General features: G+C 62.1%; 18 protein-coding genes and 1 pseudogene. 9 read left to right on the top strand and 10 right to left on the bottom strand.

Annotation, left to right across the window (positions count from 1 at the left end):
* Positions 1-169 precede the first annotated feature (169 nt).
* From fmt to HWV67_RS24470, 4 genes and pseudogenes are all read left to right on the top strand, one after another.
* A pseudogene (gene fmt / locus HWV67_RS24485) lies at positions 170-349 on the top strand (methionyl-tRNA formyltransferase); the annotation flags it as partial.
* Positions 346-1,659 carry a 16S rRNA (cytosine(967)-C(5))-methyltransferase RsmB gene (rsmB, locus tag HWV67_RS24480; protein WP_175653115.1) on the top strand — a complete coding sequence of 438 codons (1,314 nt, stop codon included), beginning with the start codon at positions 346-348 and terminating at the stop codon, positions 1,657-1,659. The pseudogene fmt and the gene rsmB, both read left to right, overlap by 4 nt.
* A 21-nt stretch (positions 1,660-1,680) precedes the next feature.
* Positions 1,681-3,054 carry a Trk system potassium transporter TrkA gene (trkA, locus tag HWV67_RS24475; RefSeq protein WP_175653114.1) on the top strand — a complete coding sequence of 458 codons (1,374 nt, stop codon included), beginning with the start codon at positions 1,681-1,683 and terminating at the stop codon, positions 3,052-3,054.
* Positions 3,055-3,078: 24 nt separating this feature from the next.
* A complete protein-coding gene (locus tag HWV67_RS24470) occupies positions 3,079-3,393 on the top strand; it encodes a tetratricopeptide repeat protein (protein ID WP_110969867.1) in 315 nt (104 codons plus the stop codon).
* Between the two features lie 144 nt (positions 3,394-3,537).
* On the opposite strand, the gene HWV67_RS24465 is transcribed toward HWV67_RS24470, so the two are convergent.
* Together HWV67_RS24465 and HWV67_RS24460 are read right to left on the bottom strand one after the other, a co-directional pair.
* On the bottom strand, positions 3,538-4,425 hold the full coding sequence (locus HWV67_RS24465) for a lysophospholipid acyltransferase (RefSeq protein WP_175653113.1): 888 nt from the start codon (positions 4,423-4,425) through the stop codon (positions 3,538-3,540).
* A 39-nt stretch (positions 4,426-4,464) separates the two neighbouring features.
* Entirely contained in the window at positions 4,465-5,016 is a 552-nt protein-coding gene (locus HWV67_RS24460) for a DNA-3-methyladenine glycosylase I (protein ID WP_110969865.1), read from the bottom strand.
* 82 nt (positions 5,017-5,098) lie between these two features.
* On the opposite strand from HWV67_RS24460, the gene glyQ reads away from it, so the two are divergent.
* From glyQ to HWV67_RS24440, 4 genes are all read left to right on the top strand, one after another.
* Complete coding sequence (gene glyQ, locus HWV67_RS24455) at positions 5,099-6,046, top strand: glycine--tRNA ligase subunit alpha (RefSeq protein ID WP_110969864.1); 948 nt, start codon at positions 5,099-5,101, stop codon at positions 6,044-6,046.
* Positions 6,043-8,097 (top strand): glycine--tRNA ligase subunit beta, encoded by a 2,055-nt coding sequence (gene glyS, locus HWV67_RS24450; protein WP_175653112.1) that lies wholly within the window; start codon positions 6,043-6,045, stop codon positions 8,095-8,097. The genes glyQ and glyS overlap by 4 nt, the downstream gene beginning before the upstream one ends.
* Positions 8,098-8,100: 3 nt before the next feature.
* Positions 8,101-8,634 carry a D-glycero-beta-D-manno-heptose 1,7-bisphosphate 7-phosphatase gene (gene gmhB / locus HWV67_RS24445; protein WP_175653111.1) on the top strand — a complete coding sequence of 178 codons (534 nt, stop codon included), beginning with the start codon at positions 8,101-8,103 and terminating at the stop codon, positions 8,632-8,634.
* 63 nt (positions 8,635-8,697) lie between these two features.
* Positions 8,698-9,471: a lysophospholipid acyltransferase family protein gene (locus tag HWV67_RS24440; RefSeq protein WP_175653110.1), complete on the top strand. Its 774-nt coding sequence runs from the start codon at positions 8,698-8,700 to the stop codon at positions 9,469-9,471.
* Positions 9,472-9,642: 171 nt separating this feature from the next.
* On the opposite strand, the gene HWV67_RS24435 is transcribed toward HWV67_RS24440, so the two are convergent.
* Complete coding sequence (locus HWV67_RS24435) at positions 9,643-11,265, bottom strand: MFS transporter (RefSeq protein ID WP_175653109.1); 1,623 nt, start codon at positions 11,263-11,265, stop codon at positions 9,643-9,645.
* Between the two features lie 109 nt (positions 11,266-11,374).
* The gene (locus HWV67_RS24430; protein ID WP_175653108.1) at positions 11,375-13,024 is read right to left on the bottom strand and encodes a GMC family oxidoreductase; all 1,650 of its coding nucleotides are present in this window, start codon (positions 13,022-13,024) and stop codon (positions 11,375-11,377) included.
* A 138-nt stretch (positions 13,025-13,162) separates the two neighbouring features.
* On the opposite strand from HWV67_RS24430, the gene HWV67_RS24425 reads away from it, so the two are divergent.
* A complete protein-coding gene (locus tag HWV67_RS24425) occupies positions 13,163-14,050 on the top strand; it encodes a LysR family transcriptional regulator (RefSeq protein ID WP_110969859.1) in 888 nt (295 codons plus the stop codon).
* 1 nt (position 14,051) lies between these two features.
* On the opposite strand, the gene HWV67_RS24420 is transcribed toward HWV67_RS24425, so the two are convergent.
* The 6 genes from HWV67_RS24420 to dnaA form a co-directional block, all read right to left on the bottom strand.
* Positions 14,052-14,870 carry a sulfite exporter TauE/SafE family protein gene (locus HWV67_RS24420; protein ID WP_175653107.1) on the bottom strand — a complete coding sequence of 273 codons (819 nt, stop codon included), beginning with the start codon at positions 14,868-14,870 and terminating at the stop codon, positions 14,052-14,054.
* A 2-nt stretch (positions 14,871-14,872) separates the two neighbouring features.
* A complete protein-coding gene (locus HWV67_RS24415) occupies positions 14,873-15,760 on the bottom strand; it encodes an MBL fold metallo-hydrolase (protein ID WP_175653106.1) in 888 nt (295 codons plus the stop codon).
* Positions 15,761-15,919: 159 nt separating this feature from the next.
* Entirely contained in the window at positions 15,920-18,337 is a 2,418-nt protein-coding gene (gene gyrB, locus HWV67_RS24410; RefSeq protein ID WP_095159113.1) for a DNA topoisomerase (ATP-hydrolyzing) subunit B, read from the bottom strand.
* Positions 18,338-18,341: 4 nt separating this feature from the next.
* On the bottom strand, positions 18,342-19,445 hold the full coding sequence (gene recF, locus HWV67_RS24405) for a DNA replication/repair protein RecF (protein WP_175653105.1): 1,104 nt from the start codon (positions 19,443-19,445) through the stop codon (positions 18,342-18,344).
* Between the two features lie 18 nt (positions 19,446-19,463).
* The gene (gene dnaN, locus HWV67_RS24400) at positions 19,464-20,567 is read right to left on the bottom strand and encodes a DNA polymerase III subunit beta (protein ID WP_042121660.1); all 1,104 of its coding nucleotides are present in this window, start codon (positions 20,565-20,567) and stop codon (positions 19,464-19,466) included.
* A gap of 35 nt (positions 20,568-20,602) precedes the next feature.
* Complete coding sequence (gene dnaA / locus HWV67_RS24395) at positions 20,603-22,135, bottom strand: chromosomal replication initiator protein DnaA (protein ID WP_095159115.1); 1,533 nt, start codon at positions 22,133-22,135, stop codon at positions 20,603-20,605.
* Positions 22,136-22,363: the final 228 nt, after the last annotated feature.

The following is a 22,363-nucleotide window of genomic DNA, read 5'->3' as shown; positions in this document are numbered from 1 at the left end:
TTGCGGATGGTCGGGCGGCTACGCTACACCGCCGACTATCGCAACGCCGTCAGCCGGCCCGAGCTGATCGCCCGGGTGTGGCGGGTACTCGACGTGGCGGTGCAGAACATCGAGCTGCGCCAGACCCCCCCCCGCCCCGGGCGGGGGAACACGCCCCCCGCCCCGGGGGGGGCGGGGCGCGCGGGGGGAATCCCTTCCCGCGAGCAAGGACGGCCGGGGCGTCGCCTGCGGGGGGCAAGCGCTGACCCGGCCCCGCCTGCAACTGCCCGGCGGCAAGGCGCTGAACTTCAGCGACCTGTTCAATAGCCGTCGCGAGAAATTCACCCCCGGCACGGTACTCGGCCAATGAACCCGCGTCTGGCCGCCGCTCGTGCCCTGGCCGCTGTGCTCAGCGGCAAAGCCTCGCTGAACAGTTCGCTGCCGGCGCAACTGGACAAGGTCGAGGCCCGCGACCGCGGCCTGACCCAGGACCTCGCCTTCGGCACCGCCCGCTGGCAGCCACGCCTGTCGGCACTGGGCGAGCGTCTGCTGCAAAAACCTTTCAAGAGCGCCGATGCCGATGTGCAGGCCTTGATGCTGGTGGGCCTGTACCAGTTGTTCTACACCCGCGTCCCGGAACACGCCGCCATCGGCGAAACCGTAGGCTGCGCCGACAAGCTGAAAAAGCCCTGGGCCAAGGGCCTGCTCAACGCCGTGCTGCGCCGCGCCCAGCGTGAAGGCAACGACATCCTCGCCGAGCTGGAACGCGATCCGGTGGTGCGCACCGCTCACCCGCGCTGGCTGCAAAAGTCGCTGAAGGCGTTCTGGCCGGAGCAGTGGGAAGCCATCTGCGCCGCCAATAACGCCCATCCGCCGATGATCCTGCGGGTCAACCGCCGTCATCACAGCCGCGACGCCTACCTCGAATTGCTGCGCCAGGCCGGCATCGACGCCGCGCCGTGCCAGTACAGCGTCGACGGCATTCTGCTGGCCGTCGCCTGTGATGTGCGTGACCTGCCGGGCTTCGCCGACGGCTGGATCAGCGTCCAGGACGAAGCCGCGCAACTGGCCGCCGACCTGCTGGAGCTGGCGCCGGGACAACGGGTGCTGGACGCCTGCTGCGCCCCTGGCGGCAAGACCTGCCATGTGCTGGAAGTCGAGCCGAAGCTGGCCGGCGTGGTCGCCATCGACCTGGAAGCCAAGCGTCTGGTGCGCGTGCGCGAGAACCTCGACCGCCTCGGCCTCGACGCCCAGCTGATCGCCTGCGATGCCCGCAACACCGGCGAGTGGTGGGACGGCAAGGGCTTCCAGCGCATCCTGCTGGACGCACCGTGCTCGGCCACCGGCGTGATCCGCCGCCACCCGGACATCAAGCTGACCCGCCAGGCCGACGACATCGCCGCACTGGCCGCCCTGCAAGGCGAATTACTCGATGCACTCTGGCCGACCCTCGAGGTCGGCGGCATGCTGCTCTACGCCACCTGTTCCACCCTGCCCACGGAAAACACCGAAGTGATCGAGGCGTTCCTCGCCCGCACCCCCGGCGCCCGTGAGCTGGACCCGGCCACCGACGCCGGCATCCGCCAGCCGCACGGTCGCCAGTTGCTCGCCCAGGAAGGCGGGCACGACGGTTTCTACTACGCCAAGCTGATAAAAATCGCCGCCGCGCGCGGCCTATAACAACAAGGGAAGGGACAGCGGATGAAGATCATCATCCTTGGCGCGGGGCAGGTCGGCGGGACGCTGGCCGAACACCTGGCCAGTGAAGCCAACGACATCACCGTGGTCGACACCGATGGCGAGCGCCTGCGCGATCTTGGCGATCGCCTGGATATCCGCACCGTCCAGGGCCGCGGCTCGCTGCCGACCATCCTGCGCCAGGCCGGCGCCGACGATGCCGACATGCTGGTGGCGGTGACCAACAGCGACGAGACCAACATGGTCGCCTGCCAGGTCGCCTACACGCTGTTCCACACCCCGACCAAGATCGCCCGCGTCCGCGAATCCGCCTACCTGACCCGCAACGAGCTGTTCGACAACGAAGCCATTCCGGTGGACGTGCTGATCAGCCCGGAACAGGTGGTGACCCACTACATCAAGCGCCTGATCGAACATCCGGGCGCCCTGCAGGTGATCGACTTCGCCGACGGCAAGGCGCAACTGGTGGCGGTCAAGGCCTACTACGGCGGGCCGCTGGTGGGCCAGCAACTGCGCCAGATCCGCGCGCACATGCCCAATGTCGATACCCGCGTAGCAGCGATCTTCCGCCGCGACCGGCCGATCCTGCCGCAAGGCGACACGGTGATCGAAGCCGATGACGAAGTATTCTTCATCGCCGCCAAGGCCCACATCCGTGCGGTGATGGGCGAGCTGCGCCGCCTCGATGAAACCAACAAGCGCGTGGTGATTGCCGGTGGCGGGCAGATCGGCGAGCGCCTGGCCGAGGCCATCGAAAGCCGCTATCAGGTAAAGATCATCGAGATGAGCGCGGCCCGTTGCCGCTACCTCTCCGACACCCTCGACAGCACCGTGGTGCTCCAGGGCAGTGCCTCGGACCGCGACCTGCTGCTGGAAGAGAACATCGCCGACGCCGACATCTTCCTGGCCCTGACCAACGACGACGAGGCCAACATCATGTCCTCGCTGCTGGCCAAGCGCCTCGGCGCGCGCAAGGTGATGACCATCATCAACAACCCGGCCTATGTCGATCTGGTGCAGGGCGGCGAGATCGATATCGCCATCAGCCCTCAGCTCGCGACCATCGGCACCTTGCTGGCCCACGTGCGCCGCGGCGATATCGTCAGCGTGCACTCGCTGCGCCGGGGTGCGGCGGAAGCCATCGAAGCGATCGCCCACGGCGACTCGAAGTCGAGCAAGGTGGTGGGCAAGGCCATCGAAGACATCAACCTGCCGCCGGGCACCACCATCGGCGCGATCATCCGCGACGACGAAGTGCTCATCGCCCACGACGACACGGTGATCAAGAGCGGCGACCACGTGATCCTGTTCGTTGTGGATAAAAAGTACATTCGCGATGTGGAGAAGTTGTTCCACGTCGGTCTGACGTTCTTCTGACTGCTACCGAAGGAAGGGAAGGCAATGCGCGAATCGCTGGAAAAGATGCTCGCCAAGGGTGTGGATAACCCGCTGTTGCGCTTTGGGCTGGGCAAGTCCTGGCTGGACGAAGGCAACGGCGCCGAAGCGGCGGTACACCTGGCGCGGTGTGTGGAGCTGGATCCGAAGTATTCGGCGGCGTGGAAGTTGCTCGGCAAGGCGTGGGTGGCGGCTGGGGATAACGCTGCGGCACGGGCGGCCTGGGAGCAGGGGATTGCGGCGGCGCAGGCTCATGGGGACAAGCAGGCCGAGAAGGAGATGGCGGTGTTCTTGAAGAAGCTGGATAAAGCCGGAAATTGAGTTGAATGTTTTGGGCCCGCTGCGCGGTCCTTCGCGAGCAAGCTCGCTCCCACAGTGGATTTACAGGGCTGGCCTAATTCGGTGGGAGCGAGCTTGTCGGGGCGCCGAACCGTCGCGAAGGCCCGCAAAGCGGGCCCAGATACATCAATACCAGCGAGCTTCCCCAGCCGGCCGCTTCTTGAACCGCTTCATGCTCCACATGTACTGGCTCGGATAAGCCCGCACATACTTCTCCACCACCTGGCTCATCGCCGCCGCCGAAGTCTCGGTGTCGGTGCTGTACATCGCCTCCGGCGCCGCTTCCAGGATCACCTTGAAGCCCGAGCCATCCGGCAGCCGCAAGGCATGCAGGAACACCCCCACCGCCTTGCCGCCCGCCAGCATGTTCGGCACGAACTTGCTGGTCAGCGCTTTCGTCCCCAGGAACGGCACGAAGATCCCCGCCGATTCCGCAGGCTCCGGGTCAGCCGGAATTCCCACCTGACCGCCACGACGCACTTCCTTGATGATGCTCAGGATGCCTTCCTTGGTCGAAGGCGCAACGCGGTTGCCCAGTTGCACGCGCTGCTCGCGCAGCAGGTCATCGACCGCCTTGAGCTTGGGCGGGCGGTAGAAAATGATCGGTTTGCACTGGCTGCAATAGAAGTGGTTGAGCACTTCCCAGTTGCCAAGGTGACTGGTGATGCCGACCACGCCTTTGCCCGAGGCCAGCGCGTCTTTCAACACCTCCAGGCCTTCGACTTCACGCACCAGGTCAATGGAACGCTGCGCCGGCCAGATCCAGGCGCAGGCGCTTTCGGTGAAGGACTTGCCGATGTCCATCAGCGAGCGTCCCACCAGCTTCTCGCGCTCGACCGGGTCCATCTCCGGGAAGCACTTGGACAGGTTGATCCGCACCACTTCACGGGAGCTGTTCGGCACCTTCCACATGATCCAGCCGATGGCCGCGCCGACCCGTTGCACTGCGCCCCAGGGCAGCTTGGCAAACAACCGCAACGCCCCGACCATCAAGGCGCCCTTGAACTTTTCCACAGGCAGGTTCCTCCGTAAGCAAGCCGGGCATTGTAACCGTCAGCGCAGCAGGGCGGCGTATCGATCGCAATCAGTGGTGTGATCCATGACCATGCCGGTGGCCTGCATGAAGGCATAACAGATGGTCGGTCCGACAAAGGTGAACCCGGCCTTTTGCAGCGCCTTGCTCATGGCCTTGGCCTCGTCGGTGACCGCCGGCACTTCGCTGCGCCCGACAAAGTGATTGATCTTCGGCTGGCCGCCGACGAAGGACCAGAGGAAGGCCGCCGGGTCGTCCAGCTTCAGCCAGGCCAGCGCATTGCGCCGCGAAGCCTTGAGCTTCAGGCGGTTGCGGATGATGCCGGGGTCGAGCATGCGTTCTTCGATTTCTTCATCGGTCATTTGCGCCAGCCGATGCGGGTCGAACCCGAACATCACCTGCCGATAACGCTCGCGCTTTTTCAGCACGGTGATCCACGACAGACCGGCCTGGAATCCTTCCAGAAGCAGCATTTCGAAGAGCTGCCCGGCATCGCGCTGCGGCGTGCCCCATTCCTGATCGTGATAAGCCTGGTACAGCGGATCGTCGGTACACCAAAAGCAACGTGGCATAAAGCACCATGGGTAGAGGCCGGGGCGAATCGGGTTATACTCCCGCTCTTTATATTCGCAGCCCTAGAAACAGGTGAATTTCGTGAGCCAGCCTACGCCAGCCGTGCGTACCTTCCAAGACTTGATCCTCGCGCTCCAGCAGTACTGGGCCGAGCAAGGTTGTGTGGTGCTTCAGCCCTACGATATGGAAGTGGGCGCCGGCACCTTTCATACCGCCACGTTTCTGCGCGCCGTAGGCCCGGAAACCTGGAACGCCGCTTACGTACAGCCAAGCCGTCGCCCGGCTGATGGCCGTTACGGTGAAAACCCCAACCGCCTGCAGCACTACTACCAGTTCCAGGTAGTGCTCAAGCCGAACCCGGCCAACTTCCAGGAGCTGTACCTCGGCTCGCTGAAAGCCATTGGCCTGGATCCGCTGGTTCACGACATCCGTTTCGTCGAAGACAACTGGGAATCGCCGACCCTCGGCGCCTGGGGTCTGGGTTGGGAAATCTGGCTCAACGGCATGGAAGTCACCCAGTTCACCTACTTCCAGCAAGTTGGCGGCATCGAATGCCTGCCGGTCACCGGTGAAATCACCTATGGCCTGGAACGTCTGGCCATGTACCTGCAGGGCGTCGACTCGGTCTACGACCTGGTCTGGACCGACGGTCCGTTCGGCAAGGTGACCTACGGCGACGTGTTCCACCAGAACGAAGTGGAGCAGTCGACCTACAACTTCGAACACGCCAACGTCGAGAAGCTGTTCGAGCTGTTCGACTTCTACGAAAGCGAAGCCAACCGCCTGATCGAGCTGGAACTGCCGCTGCCGACCTACGAAATGGTCCTCAAGGCGTCCCACACCTTCAACCTGCTGGATGCCCGCCGCGCCATCTCGGTCACCGAGCGCCAGCGTTACATCCTGCGCGTGCGCACCCTGGCCCGTGCCGTGGCCCAGAGCTACCTGAACGCCCGCGCCAAGCTGGGCTTCCCGATGGCAACCCCTGAATTGCGTGATGAAGTGTTGGCCAAGCTGGAGGCTGCAGAATGAGTGCTCAAGATTTCCTGGTTGAACTGGGCACCGAAGAGCTGCCACCCAAGGCCCTGGCCAGCCTCGGCGATGCGTTCCTCGCCGGCATCGAAAAAGGCCTGCAGGCCGCCGGCCTGAACTACACCGGCAAACAGGTGTACGCCGCGCCGCGCCGTCTGGCCGTGCTGATCCGTCAACTCGACACCCAGCAGCCAGACCGCAGCATCAATGTCGACGGCCCGCCCCGCCAGGCCGCGTTCGACGCTGAAGGCAACCCGACCCAGGCCGCCCTTGGCTTCGCCAAGAAGTGTGGCGTGGAGCTGTCGGAAATCGACCAGAGCGGCGCCAAGCTGCGCTTCCCCCAGCACATCCCGGGCAAGGCAACCGCCAGCCTGCTGCCGACCATCGTCGAAGACTCCCTGAACGACCTGCCGATCCCCAAGCGCATGCGCTGGGGTGCTCGCCGCGAAGAGTTCGTGCGTCCGACCCAATGGCTGGTAATGCTGCTGGGTGACGAGGTGGTCGATTGCACCATCCTCGCCCAGACTGCCGGTCGTGAATCCCGTGGCCACCGCTTCCACCATCCGGAAAACGTGCGCATCAGCGCTCCGGCCAACTACCAGGAAGACCTGCGCAAGGCCTACGTCCTGGCCGACTTCGCCGAGCGTCGCGAGCTGATCAGCAAGCGCACCGCTGAACTGGCGATGCAGCAGGAAGGCACCGCGATCGTTCCGCCAGCCCTGCTGGACGAAGTGACCGCGCTGGTCGAGTGGCCGGTTCCGCTGGTCTGCTCGTTCGAGGAGCGTTTCCTTGAAGTGCCGCAAGAAGCCCTGATCACCACCATGCAGGACAACCAGAAGTACTTCTGCCTGCTGGACGTCGACGGCAAATTGCTGCCGCGCTTCATCACCGTGGCCAACGTCGAAAGCCGCGATCCGAAGCAGATCATCGAAGGCAACGAGAAGGTCGTGCGTCCACGCCTGACCGACGCCGAGTTCTTCTTCAAGCAGGATAAGAAGCAGCCACTGGCAAGCTTCAACGACCGCCTGCAGAACGTGGTCTTCCAGGCCCAGTTGGGCAGCGTCTTCGACAAGGCCGAGCGCGTTTCGAATCTGGCCGCGTTCATCGCCGGCAAGATCGGCGGCGACGCCCAACGCGCAGCCCGCGCGGGTCTGCTGTCCAAGTGCGACCTGGCCTCCGAGATGGTCGGCGAATTCCCTGAAATGCAGGGCGTTGCCGGTTACTACTACGCGCTCAACGACGGCGAGCCGGAAGATGTTGCCCTGGCCCTGAACGAGCAGTACATGCCGCGCGGTGCTGGCGCTGAACTGCCATCGACCCTGACCGGCGCAGCCGTGGCCATCGCCGACAAGCTCGACACCCTGGTCGGCATCTTCGGTATCGGCATGCTGCCAACCGGCAGCAAAGACCCGTATGCACTGCGTCGTGCAGCCCTGGGCGTACTGCGCATCCTGATCGAGAAGCAACTGGACCTGGACCTGACCGAAGCGGTCGAGTTCGCGGTCAAGCAGTTCGGTGCCAAGGTCAAGCCGGCCGGCCTGGCCGAGCTGGTGCTGGAGTTCATCTTCGACCGCCTGCGTGCGCGCTACGAAGATGAAGGCATCGATGTCGCCACCTACCTGTCGGTCCGTGCCCTGAAACCGGGTTCGGCGCTGGACTTCGACCAGCGCGTGCAGGCCGTTCAGGCCTTCCGCCAACTGCCGGAAGCCGCCGCCCTGGCCGCGGTGAACAAGCGCGTGTCGAACCTGCTGAGCAAAGCCGAAGGCACCGTGGCCACCACCGTCGAGCCGAAGTACTTCGACAACGCCAACGAGTTCTCGCTGTACTCGGCGATCCAGCAGGCCGACCACGCCGTGCAACCGCTGGCAGCAGCGCGTCAGTACCGCGAGTCGCTGGCGCGTCTGGCTGCCCTGCGTGAGCCGGTGGATGCGTTCTTCGAAGCGGTGATGGTCAATGCCGAGGACGCCAACGTGCGGGCCAACCGTTATGCCCTGCTCAGCCGCCTGCGCGGTCTGTTCCTGGGCGTGGCCGACATCTCGCTGCTGGGGTAAGCCTTGAAACTGCTGATTCTCGATCGTGACGGGGTGATCAACCAGGACTCCGACGCCTACATCAAGTCGCTGGAGGAATGGATTCCGATCCCCGGCTCGATCGAGGCCATCGCGCAGTTGAGCCAGGCCGGCTGGACGGTGGCCGTCGCCACCAACCAGTCCGGCATCGCTCGCGGCTACTACCCGCTGTCGACCCTCGACGCGATGCACGCCCGCCTGCGTGAGCTGGTGGCCGCGCAGGGTGGGGACGTCGGGCTGATCGTCCACTGCCCGCACGGGCCGGACGATGGTTGCGATTGCCGCAAGCCAAAGCCCGGGATGCTGCGGCAGATTGCCGAACACTATGACGCCAGCCTCGCCGGCGTGTGGTTCGTCGGCGACAGCAGCGGTGACCTGGAAGCCGCGGCAACCGTCGATGCTCAACCGGTTCTGGTACGCACCGGCAAGGGTGAGAAGACCCTCGCCAAGGGCGTTGCGCCGGATACACTGATTTTCGATGACCTGGCTGCCGTCGCCAGAGCACTTATCCACAAATAGCGCGCCTGCCCCTTGCGGGCGCACTCTTACTAGGCGGGCCCTCCCGCAACGGTACAAGCCGCTATGTCGATCCTGCAGGCGATCAGAATCGTTCCCTTTTATCTGTTGTTGGGCGCCAGCGCGCTGATCTGGTGTTCACTCAGCTTCTTTATCGCGCCATTCCTGCCGTTCCGTTATCGCTATCGCTGGATCAACGTCTTCTGGTGCCGCTTCGCGCTGGTGCTGGTGCGGGTGTTCCTGAATATCCGGGTCAAGGTGACCGGCGCCGAAAACATCCCCGAGCGCCCCTGTGTGATCCTCTCCAATCACCAGAGCACCTGGGAAACCTTCTTCCTTTCCGCGTACTTCCAGCCCCTGAGCCAGGTGCTCAAGCGCGAGCTGCTGTACGTGCCGTTCTTTGGTTGGGCGATGGCCATGCTGCGGCCGATCGCCATCGACCGCGACAACCCCAAGGCCGCCCTGAAACAGGTTGCCGCCAAAGGCGACAAGCTGCTCAAGGAACGCGTCTGGGTGCTGATCTTCCCGGAAGGTACCCGCGTGCCATTCGGCCAGATCGGCAAGTTCTCGCGCAGCGGCGCCGCCCTGGCGGTGAACGCCGACCTGCCGGTACTGCCCATCGCCCACAACGCTGGCAAGTACTGGCCCAAGGAAGGCTGGGGCAAGCGCGCTGGCACCATTGAAGTGGTGATCGGCGAGCCGATGTGGGCCGAAGGCAGTGGCCCGCGGGCGATCGCCGAACTGAACGACCGCGCTGCCGCCTGGAACGAAAAAACCCAGCGCGAACTGGGTTCGCTGCCCCCTCTGCAGGCGGTCAGCGAAACGCAGTCGGTGGCTTGACCCGTTCTGTGGATAACTTGTTGACAATATTTGGATGGATCACGAAAAAACGCGCTAACTCATTAATCTGCTTACATATTTCTATGTATGACTGTTTCGTGTAAATCGTGCATAAGTTTTTTCGCGGAATAAAAAAACCGGCTTTTACGCCGGTTTTTTTGTGCCTGTTATTCACACCTTATCGATGTCGACATCACGGGTCTCTTTCAGACAGAACAGACCCACCACCAGACTGACGCCGGTGATCAGCACCGGGTACCAGAGCCCGTAGAAAATGTCGCCGGTGTACACCACCAATGCGAACGACACGGTGGGCAGGAAGCCGCCGAACCAGCCGTTGCCGATGTGGTAGGGCAGGGACATCGAGGTGTAGCGAATGCGGGTCGGGAACAGCTCGACCATCACTGCGGCCAGCGGTCCATAGGTCATGGTGGCGATCAGGATCATCACCACGATCAGCAGCACCACCATTGGCTGGTTGACGCTGCTGGCGTCGGCCTTGGACGGGTAGCCAGCCTTCTCGATCGCCGCGCGCATGGCCGCCTCGTCGAAGCCCTCGATGCGCTGCTCACCCACCATCACTGCCACGTTGCTGCCGGCAGGCACCGATTGCGAGCTGTACGGCAGGCCCTGCTTGACCAGGAACGTCTTGACCTTGTCGCAAGGGCTGTCGAAACGCGCCTTGCCCACCGGGTCGAACTGGAACGTGCAGCCAGCAGGGTCAGCCATCACCACGATGGGCGACTGACGGCTGGCGGTGTCGATCTGCGGGTTGGCGTAGTGGCTGAGCGCTTTGAACAGCGGGAAGTAGAGCAGGGTAGCGAGCAGCAAGCCCGTCATCAGGATCGGCTTGCGCCCGATGCGGTCCGACAGCCAGCCAAAGAAGACGAAGAACGGCGCGCCGATCACCACGCTGATGATCAGCAGGGTGTTGGCCTGGGCCGGGTCCATCTTGAGCATCTGGGTCATGAAGAACAGCACGTAGAACTGCGCGGTGTAGAAGGTCACCGCCTGCCCGGCATTGATACTGAACAGCGCCGTCAGCACCACCTTGAGGTTCGGCCAGGAGGTGAAGGACTCGCGGATCGGCGACTTGCTGATCTTGCCCTGGGCCTTCATTTTCACGAAGGCCGGCGACTCATGCATGCTCATGCGGATCCAGGTAGAGATTGCCAGCAGCACGATGGACAGCAAGAACGGCAGGCGCCAGCCCCAGGTTTCGAACTGGTCGCCACTGATGTAGCGGCTGCCCAGCACCACCAGCAGCGACAGCAGCAGGCCAAGCGTCGCGGTGGACTGGATAAAGCCTGTGTGGAAACCACGTTTGCCGTGCGGGGCGTGTTCGGCAACGTAGGTCGCCGCGCCGCCGTACTCACCGCCCAGCGCCAGGCCCTGGAGCATGCGCAGCACCACCAGGATGATCGGTGCGGCGATGCCGATGCTGGCGTAGGTCGGCAGCAGGCCCACGGCGAAGGTGGACAGGCCCATCAGCACGATGGTCACCAGGAAGGTGTACTTGCGGCCGATCATGTCTCCCAGCCGCCCGAATACCAGCGCACCGAACGGCCTGACCAGGAACCCGGCGGCAAATGCCATCAGCGCAAAGATGAACGCCGTGGTGTCGTTGACCCCGGCGAAGAACTGCTTGCTGATGACCGCGGCCAGCGCCCCGTAGAGAAAAAAGTCATACCACTCGAAAACCGTCCCGAGGGATGACGCGAAAATGATCTTGCGCTCTTCGCGGCGGCTGCTGGCCGTCGTGGTTGCGCTCTGTTGCTGAAGGGTGTCCGACATCGTGCTGTCCTCGGCCCACGTTGGGGCACAGTGATTATTGTTGTTGTCCACTGTCGACACCGGTCGACTGCTGCCGGTGTCACTGTTGCCACGCCGCCCCGCGCAAGGCTCAGGGCGTCGCTATCTTCGTGCGGTCACTGCGGGTGCTGACGGCCTCATGGCCCTGGCGGATCAGTTGCGCGGCCTTTTCCGCGATCATCAAGGTGGGTGAGCAGGTATTGCCCGAAACGATGTTCGGCATGATCGACGCATCGGCGATGCGCAGACCGCCGACGCCATGAACCCGCAACTGCGCGTCCACCACATCCAGCGGCCCGTTGCCCATGCGGCAGGTACCCACCGGATGGAAGATGGTGGTGCCAATCTGACCGGCAGCGGCGTACAGGTCTTCGTCACTCTGCAACGTCGGTCCCGGCAGGTATTCGCGCGGCGAGAAGGGCGCGAGGGCAGGGGACTGGACGATATTGCGAGTCAGACGGATGGCCTGGGCAGCGACCTGCAGGTCTTCCGGTGCGCTGAGGTAGTTGGGGTCGATCAATGGCGCGTCGGCGGGGTCTGCCGAGCGGATATCCACACGTCCGCGGCTGAGCGGGCGCAAGTTACACACCGACGCCGTGAAGGCGGCGAAGCGGTGCAACGGCTCGCCGAAGCGGTCCAGCGACAGCGGCTGGACGTGGTACTGCAGATTCGGCGAAGCCTGCTCCGGGCCCGAGCGCACGAACGCGCCCAGTTGGCTCGGCGCCATCGCCAGCGGGCCACTGCGGTCATAGAGATAACGCAGGCCCATGCCCATCTTGCCGAAGAGCGTGTTGGCCACCTGATTGAGGGTGCGGACATTGTCGACCTGGTAGATCAGCCGCAGTTGCAGGTGGTCCTGCAGGTTGCCGCCAACGCCCGGGAGTTCGTGGTTCACGCCAATGCCCAAGCGCTCCAGCAGCGGCCGTGGACCGATGCCGGAACGCTGCAGGATACCCGGCGAACCGACGGAGCCAGCGCACAGGATCACTTCGCGGCGCGCTTCGAAGTTCTGCCATTGCCCCTGCCACCGTGCGCGCACCGCAGAGGCACGGCCGTTCTCCAGCAGCACACGGTCCACATCGACACCCGTCAGCACGCTCAGGTTGGTGCGCTGGGCAATCGGCCGGAGAAACGCCTTGGAGGCATTCCAGCGCACGCCGGCTTTCTGGTTGACCTGAAAATATCCACAGCCCTGGTTATCGCCGCCGTTGAAGTCATCGACGCTGGCGATCCCCTGTTGCGCGGCCGCCTCGCGAAACGCGTCGAGAATCGCCCAGGAATAACGCTGCTGCTCGACCCGCCATTCACCGTCAGCACCGTGCGCCTCGCTGGCGCCGGCGTAGTGCCGCTCGCTGGCCTTGAACAGTGGCAGCACGTCGTTCCACGCCCAACCGGGATTGCCCTCGTCGGCCCAGCGGTCATAGTCACCGGACTGCCCGCGCATGTAGATCATGCCGTTGATCGAGGAACAGCCGCCGAGCACCTTGCCCCGTGGATAACCCAGGCTGCGCCCGTTGAGGCCGGCTTGGGATTCGGTCTTGAAACACCAGTCGGTGCGTGGATTGCCAATGCAGTAGAGATAACCGACCGGGATATGAATCCAGGGGTAGTTGTCGCGGCCACCGGCTTCGAGCAGGGCAACGCGGCAGGAAGGATCGGCGGACAACCGGTTCGCCAGCAGGCAACCCGCTGGACCGGCACCAACGATGACGTAGTCGTAGGAATGATCGGCTGATGGCATGAAGACCTCGCGCCTGATTTTTATTCTTGTCTTCCTTCAGTGTTATTGATTATTTTCGAGATGAAAACGTTCGTTTTCACTCAACCGCTGTGCGTTTAAACACAACGCCGGCAAGCCTGCGGTTAACAGGGACAGCCAATGTTCGACTGGAATGATCTGCGGTTTTTTCTCGAATTACAGCGCAGCGGCCGCCTGCTCACTGCCGCCAAACGCCTCAACACCACCCACAGCACCGTGGCCCGGCATATCGAAAATATCGAGCAGAGCCTGGGCACCGCGCTATTCGTCCAGCATGCCCAGGGCTATGAACTGACGCCGTCCGGCCAGGCCCTGCTCAAGCATGCCGAGGCGATGGAGAACGTCGCGCTGCTGGCCCAGGAAGAAATCACCCAGGCCATCACCCCGCTGGGCAAGATCCGCCTGGGGGTCACCGAAGGCATCGGCATCATGTTTTTCACCCCGCGCATGGGCAGCCTGTTCGACCGGTATCCGGGGCTTGAAGTGGAGCTGGTGGCGGTGCCGCGCTTTGTCAGCATCATCAACCGCGAGGCGGAAATCAGCATCCACCTGGAGCGACCCAACGCCGACCTGTTGATCACTCGCAAGCTCACCGACTACCGCCTGGCGCTCTACGCCAGCCCCGACTACCTCGCCCGCGCTCCCGCGCTGAACAGCCGCGAAGATCTGGCCCGGCATACCTGGATCGGCTACGTCGACGACCTGCTGTTCAGTCAGGAGCTGCTGTTTCTGCACAGCTTCTGCCGGGCGCCGAACGTAGTGTTCCGCAGCACCAGCGTGATCGCCCAGCAGCATGCGGCGCGCGCCGGGCTGGGCATCGCCGTGCTGCCCAACTACATGGCGCGGCACGATCCGGGGCTGGTGCGCATCCTGCCCAGCGAAACCATCCAGCGCAGCTACTGGATCAGCACACGCCGCGAGTTGCACAAGTCGGTGCGCCTGCGGGTGGTCTGGGACTACCTGCTGGCGCTGTGCGCGCAAGAGCAGGGCGAACTGCTGGCCGACTAGCTCAGTGCAGCAGGGTGTTGAACGCCAGCAACACCGCAGCCCCGATCCCGACCAGCGCGAACGCCTGCTGCAGTCGTGGCCCGGCCAGACGGTGGGCGATCTGGCGTCCACCGAGCAGGCCGACCAGTGCGCCCGCGGCAAACGGCGCGCCGACCGCCCAAGGCATCACACCACTGAAGCTGGCCGTCAGCACGCTGCCGCTGGAGACCAGGGCGATCACCGCCAGCGAGGTAGCCACCATACTTTTCATGTCGAGGTTGCTGTAGCGACCCAGGGCGGGAATGATGACGAAACCGCCGCCCACGCCTAACAACCCGGACAGCAATCCAGCGAGCAATCCGGTAAAGGCGAGTGCCCGGGCGCAGGGCAGGGTCCAGCGCAACCGTCCCTGCTGCGGGTTGAGGACGCAAGGTTGTATCTGTCTATTGGCGCAGGGCGACTCGCCGCGTAGCTCGCGTCGGGCCCTTAGCAACATCCGCCCACAGGCGTACACCAGCACCGCCGAGAATCCCAACGCCAGCGGCGCGTTGGGCAATCGATGCGCCAGCCAGAAACCGAAGGGCGCTGCCAACCAGCCGAGCCCGGCGATAAAGAACGCCGCCCGGTAACGCACCAACCCTTGGCGCCAGCCCAGTATCGCGCCCACGCCGGCGGCCAGTCCCACCGCGAGCAAGCCCACCGGCGCTGCTTCGACCATCGACAGACCAAGTCCGAAGACCAGCAGCGGCACGGCAAGGATTCCTCCACCGGCACCCGTCAGCGCCAGGATCAAGCCAATGACCGCGCCCAGTCCGGCACCGAGCAACTCGTGTTCCATCATGACTATGGCTCACCGGCCAGGGGAATCTTCAGGTAGCTCACGCCGTTATCCTCAGGCTCGGGGAACTGGCCGCTGCGCATGTTGATCTGCACGGATGGCAGCATCAGCACCGGCATCTCCAGGGTGGCGTCACGGGCCTGGCGCATGACGACAAATTCGTCCTCGCTGATGCCTTGGTGAATATGGATGTTGCTGGCGCGCTGCTCGGCCACCGTGGTCATGTAGCGCAACTCGCGACCACCGGGTAAGTAGTCGTGGCACATGAACAGTCGGGTGTCGTCGGGCAGGGCGAAGATGCGCATGATCGAGCGGTACAGCACGCGTGCGTCGGCGCCGGGAAAGTCGCAGCGGGCGGTGCCATAGTCAGGCATGAACAGGGTGTCGCCAACGAAGGCCACGGTCTCGCCGGCGGCTTCCACCAGGAAGGTCATACAGGCCGGAGTATGCCCCGGGGTATGCAAGGCACGGGCCTGCAAACCGCCAATGGTAAAAGTGGCCTCGTCGTCGAGCAGCACATCAAACTGGCTCCCATCACGGGCAAAGCCGGGGCCGGCATTGAACAGCGCGCCGAAGGTCTTTTGCACCTGGGTGATCCTGCTGCCGATTGCCAGTTGTCCGCCGAGGGCCTTTTTCAGGTACGCCGCCGCGGTAAGATGATCGGCGTGGACGTGGGTTTCCAGAATCCACTGCACGCTAGCGCCCAGCGCTTTTACCCGATCAATCAGACGATCAGCGTTGTGAGTGTCGGTGCGCCCGGACTTCGGGTCGTAGTCGAGCACGCTGTCGATCAATGCGCAGTGCCTGGTCTCGGTGTCCATGACCAGATAGCTGATGGTCCAGGTCGTACTGTCGAACAGCGCTTCCACATAGAGAGTGCCGGCGATGATCATTATCCATTCTCCAGAAAGGTCACTACGGCCGACCATCGATGAACAGGGTGAGTGAACGCATCTTACCCCGGCGTTTGCGCGAACTTTTGGCTTTGAATTGATAAACCCCAGAAACAAGAAACCCGGCTTTCGCCGGGCTTTTTGTTTCACGTGGAACAATCAGAAGTCGAGGTTGGACACCGACAACGCGTTGCTCTCGATGAACTCACGGCGTGGCTCGACCGCATCACCCATCAGGGTGTTGAAGATCTGGTCAGCCGCGATCGCATCTTCGATGGTCACCTTGAGCATGCGACGCACGCTTGGGTCCATGGTGGTTTCCCACAGCTGATCCGGGTTCATCTCACCCAGACCTTTGTAGCGCTGGATGGTGTGACGCTTGGTGCTTTCGTTCATCAGCCATTCAAGTGCTTCCTTGAACTCGCTGATGGCTTTCTTGCGCTCACCGCGTTGAACGTAGGCGCCATCGTCCAGCAAGGTGCTGAGCTGTGCACCCAGTGCGGTGACGGTGCGATAGTCGTTACTGCCGAAGAAGTCACGATTGAAGGTGACGTAGCTCGCGAGACCGTGGGAGGTGATTTCCACTTCCGGCAGCCACACGTTGCGCTCGCGGTCTTCACGCAGACTGGCCTTGTACAGCAGGCCCGACTTCTCGCTGGTGCTCAGGCGCTCTTTGAACTTGTCCAGCCACCCGGTCATCTTCGCGTGGTCAGAAAGATCTTCCAGCGAAACGGCCGGCAGGTACAGGAAGTGCTCGGTCAGTTCCAGCGGGTACAGACGCGACAGGCGCTTGAGCGTCTTCATTACCGAGCGGAACTCGTTAACCAGGCTTTCCAGCGCAGGGCCGGAGATCGCTGGAGCAGACTCGTTCAAGTACAGAGCTGCGTCTTCCAGGGCCGACTGGGTCATGTACTCTTCCATGGCCTCGTCGTCCTTGATGTACTGCTCCTGCTTGCCTTTCTTCACCTTGTACAGCGGCGGCTGGGCGATGTAGATATAGCCGCGCTCGACCAGTTCCGGCAGCTGACGGAAGAAGAAGGTCAGCAGCAGCGTACGGATGTGCGAACCGTCGACGTCAGCATCGGTCATGATAATGATGTTGTGATAGCGCAGTTTGTCGATGTTGTACTCATCGCGGCCGATACCACAGCCCAATGCGGTGATCAGGGTGCCCACTTCCTGGGACGAGATCATCTTGTCGAAGCGTGCTTTCTCGACGTTGAGGATCTTGCCCTTCAGCGGCAGGATCGCCTGGGTCTTGCGGTTACGACCTTGCTTGGCCGAGCCACCCGCGGAGTCACCCTCCACCAGGTACAGTTCGGAAAGGGCAGGGTCTTTCTCTTGGCAGTCCGCCAATTTGCCCGGCAGACCGGCGATATCCAACGCGCCTTTACGGCGAGTCATTTCCCGCGCTTTACGGGCAGCTTCACGAGCGCGCGCGGCGTCGATCATCTTGCCGACCACAGCCTTGGCTTCGTTCGGGTTTTCCAGAAGGAAGTCGGAGAAGTACTTGCCCATCTCCTGCTCGACAGCCGTCTTCACTTCGGAGGAGACCAGCTTGTCTTTGGTCTGTGAGCTGAACTTCGGATCCGGCACCTTGACCGAGATGATCGCGGTCAGACCTTCACGGGCATCGTCACCGGTGGTCGAGACCTTGTTCTTCTTGGCCAGACCTTCCTGCTCGATGTAGTTATTCAGATTACGCGTCAGCGCAGAACGGAAGCCCACCAGGTGAGTACCGCCATCGCGCTGAGGAATGTTGTTGGTGAAGCACAGCAGGTTTTCGTTGAAGCTGTCGTTCCACTGCAGAGCAATCTCGACGCCCACGCCATCTTCACGCTGGACGTTGAAGTGGAACACCTGGTTCACCGGAGTCTTGTTGGTGTTCAGGTACTCAACGAATGCACGCAGGCCGCCTTCGTATTTGAAGGCCTCTTCTTTACCCGAGCGCTCGTCTTTCAGCAGGATGCCAACGCCAGAGTTCAGGAACGACAGTTCACGAATCCGCTTGGCCAGGATGTCCCAGCTGAAATGAATGTTCTTGAAGGTTTCAGCCGAAGGCTTGAAGTGAATCTGGGTACCGGTGGTTTCACTGTCGCCAACGATTTTCATCGGAGCTTGTGGAACACCGTGGACGTAGATCTGCTCCCAGATTTTGCCGCTACGACGAACAGTCAGGGTCAGCACTTCGGACAGGGCGTTTACTACCGAAACACCTACACCGTGCAGACCACCGGAAACTTTATAGGAGTTGTCGTCGAACTTACCGCCGGCGTGCAGTACGGTCATGATGACCTCTGCGGCGGAAACCCCTTCTTCTTTATGCACATCAACCGGAATGCCGCGACCGTTGTCGCGTACGGTGATGGATTCATCCGTGTGGATGATTACAGTAATGTCGTCACAGTGGCCGGCGAGGGCTTCGTCGATCGAGTTGTCGACCACCTCGAACACCATGTGGTGCAGGCCGCTGCCGTCATCAGTGTCGCCAATGTACATACCGGGGCGCTTGCGCACGGCATCCAGCCCTTTCAGCACTTTAATGCTGGAGGAATCGTACGTTTGATTTTCGCTCATGCCTTCACTCCCGATGGTCGTGGGTCTGGGTGATACGGCCCTGTTCCACGTGGAACAAAGCAACCGGCGTATCCATCTGCCAGCCTTCCCTCAGTAATTCGTGATCTACACAGGTGATAAAAACCTGGCAGCGTAAGTCTTCCAACAAGCGGCAAAGTGCACGACGGTGCTGCTCGTCCAGTTCGGACGGCAGGTCATCCACCAGGTAAATACATTGGCCGCGACGTGCCTGGCTGACCAGGTGTCCCTGGGCGATACGCAATGCGCAGACCACCAGCTTTTGCTGGCCGCGGGACAAAATATCCGCGGCATTGTTGGCGCCCAATCTGAGGCGCAAATCTGCACGCTGTGGACCCGCCTGGGTATGTCCCATCTGCTGATCGCGCTGGACGGAAGCCGCGAGAACATCACTCAGCTCTCGGTCTTTATCCCATCCGCGGTAGTAACTCAGGGTAAGCCCTTCGAGTTCCAAAAGTTCGCCGAGGATTTTCTCGAAAACAGGCTTCAGCGCTTTGATGTAATTACGGCGATATTCGTCGATTTCCGCACTGGCCAGGCACAATTCCCGGTCCCAAGCCGCTTGGGAAATAGCGTCAAGTGTACCATGCCGCAACCACGAGTTTCGCTGCCGAAGTGCCTTCTGCAAGCGCTGCCAAGTCCCCATAAATCGAGGTTCCACGTGGAACACCCCCCAATCGAGGAACTGCCGGCGGATTTTCGGCGCGCCTTCAAGCAGGCGAAAACTATCTGGATTGATCAATTGCAGCGGCAGAATTTCCGCCAACTGCGCGGTACCGCGAGCGTTCTGCCCATCGATACGGATGGTGAAGTCGCCCTGCCGCTCCCGCGAAACACCCAGATTGCTTGAGGCGCCATTCTCCAACGCCACTTGGCCGAAGACCGTGCACGTGGGCTGTTCATACTGAATGACGGGGTTGAGGCGAGTGCTACGGAATGAACGAGCGAGTCCCAGCAGATAAATGGCTTCCAGCACGCTGGTTTTGCCGCTGCCGTTATCGCCATACAGAATGTTGATTCGCGGGGAGGGTGAGAAGGTCACCGGGTGCAGGTTACGCACCGCGGTGACAGTGACACGACTGAGGGACATCTAGACAGGTCTGGGCAATTACAGGCGCATCGGCATAACGACATAAGAAGAGTCGTCGTTGCCCGCTTCCTGCAGCAGCGCACTGCTGTTGGAGTCGGAAAGGATCAGACGAACCTGCTCGGTCGTCATGACGCCCAGTACGTCCAGCAGATAGCTGACGTTGAAACCGATCTCGAGCGAGCCGCCGTTATAGTCGACGCTGATTTCTTCCTCAGCCTCTTCCTGCTCCGGGTTGTTCGCCTGGATCTTCAATTGGCCAGCGGCCAGTTGCAGACGGATCCCGCGGTACTTCTCGTTGGAAAGAATCGCGGTACGGCTGAACGCTTCGCGCAGCGCCTGACGATCGCCCAGCACCAGCTTGTCGCCGCCTTTTGGCAGAACGCGCTCGTAGTCCGGGAACTTGCCGTCGACCAGCTTCGAGGTGAAGGTGAATTCGCCAGTAGTTGCGCGGATATGGTGCTGGCCCAGCACGATGCTGACAGTGCCGTCTGGTTCGGTCAGCAGGCGCGCCAGCTCGAGGATACCTTTGCGAGGCACGATGACCTGATGGCGATCAGCCTGACCGATGTCAGCGCTCATCGAGCACATGGCCAGACGGTGACCGTCGGTGGCGACAGCGCGAAGGGTGCCTGTGGATACTTCCAGCAACATGCCGTTGAGGTAGTAACGGACGTCCTGCTGCGCCATGGCAAAGCTGGTGCGTTCGATCAGTCGACGCAGACGGCTCTGTTCCAGGGTGCAGGTCAACGAGCCAGGGCCTTCTTCCACAGTCGGGAAATCATTGGCCGGCAAGGTCGACAGGGTGAAGCGGCTACGGCCGGCCTTCACCAGGAGTTTCTGCTCGTCGACCTTGATGTCGATCAGAGCGTCGTTGGGCAAGCTCTTGCAGATATCCATCAGCTTGCGCGCAGGAACCGTGATCTCGCCCGGCTCGGCAGGTTCTTCCAGTTGGACGCGGCCAACCAGTTCCACTTCCAGGTCGGTACCGGTCAGCGACAACTGTTGACCCTGGACCACCAGCAGTACGTTGGACAGTACTGGCAAGGTCTGGCGGCGCTCTACGACACCTGCGACCAGTTGCAGGGGTTTCAACAGGGCTTCGCGTTGAATGGTGAAATGCATGGTCTAGTCCCTTGCCTTGAAAAGCTGCGCCGACATCAGGTTGTCAGAGTCCGCAGCAGGTTCTTGTAGTCCTCGCGGATATCCGCGTCGGATTCCTTGAGTTCGTTGATCTTGCGGCAGGCGTGCAACACCGTGGTGTGATCGCGTCCGCCAAAAACGTCGCCGATTTCCGGCAGGCTGTGGTTGGTCAGTTCCTTCGACAGGGCCATGGCCACTTGTCGAGGCCTGGCCACCGAACGCGAGCGTCGCTTGGAGAGCAGATCGGAAATCTTGATCTTGTAGTACTCGGCGACGGTGCGTTGAATGTTATCCACACTCACCAGCTTGTCCTGCAGCGCCAGCAGGTCCTTGAGCGATTCGCGAATCAGCTCGATGGTGATATCGCGCCCCATGAAGTGCGAGTGAGCGATGACACGCTTGAGCGCACCTTCGAGCTCCCGGACGTTGGAGCGGATGCGCTGGGCAATGAAGAATGCCGCGTCGTGCGGGAGGTCGACCTTCGCCTGGTCAGCCTTCTTCATCAGGATCGCTACACGGGTTTCCAGCTCTGGTGGTTCGACCGCTACGGTCAGGCCCCAGCCGAAGCGCGATTTCAGCCGCTCTTCCAGGCCTTCGATTTCCTTCGGATAACGGTCGCTGGTGAGAATCACCTGCTGACCGCCTTCGAGCAGGGCGTTGAAGGTGTGGAAAAACTCTTCCTGCGAACGCTCCTTGCGAGCGAAGAACTGAATGTCATCGATCAGCAGTGCGTCCACGGAACGGTAGAACCGCTTGAACTCGTTGATCGCGTTGAGCTGCAGCGCCTTGACCATGTCAGCGACGAAGCGCTCGGAGTGCAGGTACACAACTTTGGCGTTGGGGTTCTTCTTGAGCAGGTGGTTACCCACAGCGTGCATCAAGTGAGTTTTACCCAGGCCAACGCCTCCATAAAGGAAGAGCGGGTTGTAACCGTGCTTGGGATTGTCCGCAACCTGCCACGCGGCAGCGCGCGCCAGCTGGTTGGACTTGCCCTCGACGAAGTTCTCGAACGTGAACGTCCGGTTGAGGTAGCTGGTGTGCTTGAGCGCACCCTCGACCTGCACCGTGCGCTGTTCAGAACGTCCATTGCCGGCTGCCGGTGCGCTGACGGGCACCTCGACCATGGCATCGAAACTATCCCGCGAAGGACTGTCCTCAACAGCAGGCGCGACAGGAGCAGCGGCTGGAGCGCTGTTCACTGGCTCGCTGGCCACTGCTGGCCGGGCCTGGGCCGCAGCTTGCGCCTGTGACGCGGCGACTGACGCAGCCAAGGGCGCGTTGGGCGCCGCACGCGGAGCAGAGCTGCGACGGCTGCCTATTAATAAGGAGAGCGAAGGAGCGGCGCCGTTGCCGTGCTCACCCAGCAGCTCGAGCAGGCGGCTCAGGTACTTCTCATTGACCCAGTCGAGTACGAAACGGTTAGGCGCGTAAACGCGCAACTCGTCGCCTTCGGCTTCGACTTGTAGTGGACGGATCCAAGTGTTGAATTGCTGGGTAGGCAGTTCGTCGCGCAGAAGCTCCACGCACTGCTGCCAAAGTTCCACTGACACGGATATCCCCTGAATTTGAAAGCCGGTGAGGGCCAGTGAGGCAAAAACAAGCGGCCATTGTACCGGGCGACCGCACACTTATCCACACGGGACTCGCCCAAGAGAGGCGATAAATCAGTCATTTACTGACCAAAATACAATCTACCCGGTGTGAATAAGCTCTGTGGATAACCGCACCTGAGGACTATGCACAAGTCGGGGCTGAACCCTGTTGATAACTCGCCTGTT

Origin of the sequence: Pseudomonas sp. Marseille-P9899 (assembly GCF_903166565.1) — a bacterium.
GTDB lineage: Bacteria > Pseudomonadota > Gammaproteobacteria > Pseudomonadales > Pseudomonadaceae > Aquipseudomonas > Aquipseudomonas huaxiensis.
Note: the sequence above shows the minus strand (reverse complement) of the source record. Positions and strands in the feature narration are given on the sequence as shown.

Bases quoted from the DNA above. Each gene is read 5' to 3' on its own strand.
- rsmB (WP_175653115.1), top strand. From the start codon at position 346: ATGAACCCGCGTCTGGCCGCCGCTCGTGCCCTGGCCGCTGTGCTCAGC.
- trkA (WP_175653114.1), top strand. From the start codon at position 1,681: ATGAAGATCATCATCCTTGGCGCGGGGCAGGTCGGCGGGACGCTGGCC.
- HWV67_RS24470 (WP_110969867.1), top strand. From the start codon at position 3,079: ATGCGCGAATCGCTGGAAAAGATGCTCGCCAAGGGTGTGGATAACCCG.
- HWV67_RS24460 (WP_110969865.1), bottom strand. From the start codon at position 5,016: ATGCCACGTTGCTTTTGGTGTACCGACGATCCGCTGTACCAGGCTTAT.
- glyS (WP_175653112.1), top strand. From the start codon at position 6,043: ATGAGTGCTCAAGATTTCCTGGTTGAACTGGGCACCGAAGAGCTGCCA.
- HWV67_RS24440 (WP_175653110.1), top strand. From the start codon at position 8,698: ATGTCGATCCTGCAGGCGATCAGAATCGTTCCCTTTTATCTGTTGTTG.
- HWV67_RS24435 (WP_175653109.1), bottom strand. From the start codon at position 11,265: ATGTCGGACACCCTTCAGCAACAGAGCGCAACCACGACGGCCAGCAGC.
- HWV67_RS24430 (WP_175653108.1), bottom strand. From the start codon at position 13,024: ATGCCATCAGCCGATCATTCCTACGACTACGTCATCGTTGGTGCCGGT.
- HWV67_RS24425 (WP_110969859.1), top strand. From the start codon at position 13,163: ATGTTCGACTGGAATGATCTGCGGTTTTTTCTCGAATTACAGCGCAGC.
- HWV67_RS24420 (WP_175653107.1), bottom strand. From the start codon at position 14,870: ATGATGGAACACGAGTTGCTCGGTGCCGGACTGGGCGCGGTCATTGGC.
- HWV67_RS24415 (WP_175653106.1), bottom strand. From the start codon at position 15,760: ATGATCATCGCCGGCACTCTCTATGTGGAAGCGCTGTTCGACAGTACG.
- gyrB (WP_095159113.1), bottom strand. From the start codon at position 18,337: ATGAGCGAAAATCAAACGTACGATTCCTCCAGCATTAAAGTGCTGAAA.
- recF (WP_175653105.1), bottom strand. From the start codon at position 19,445: ATGTCCCTCAGTCGTGTCACTGTCACCGCGGTGCGTAACCTGCACCCG.
- dnaN (WP_042121660.1), bottom strand. From the start codon at position 20,567: ATGCATTTCACCATTCAACGCGAAGCCCTGTTGAAACCCCTGCAACTG.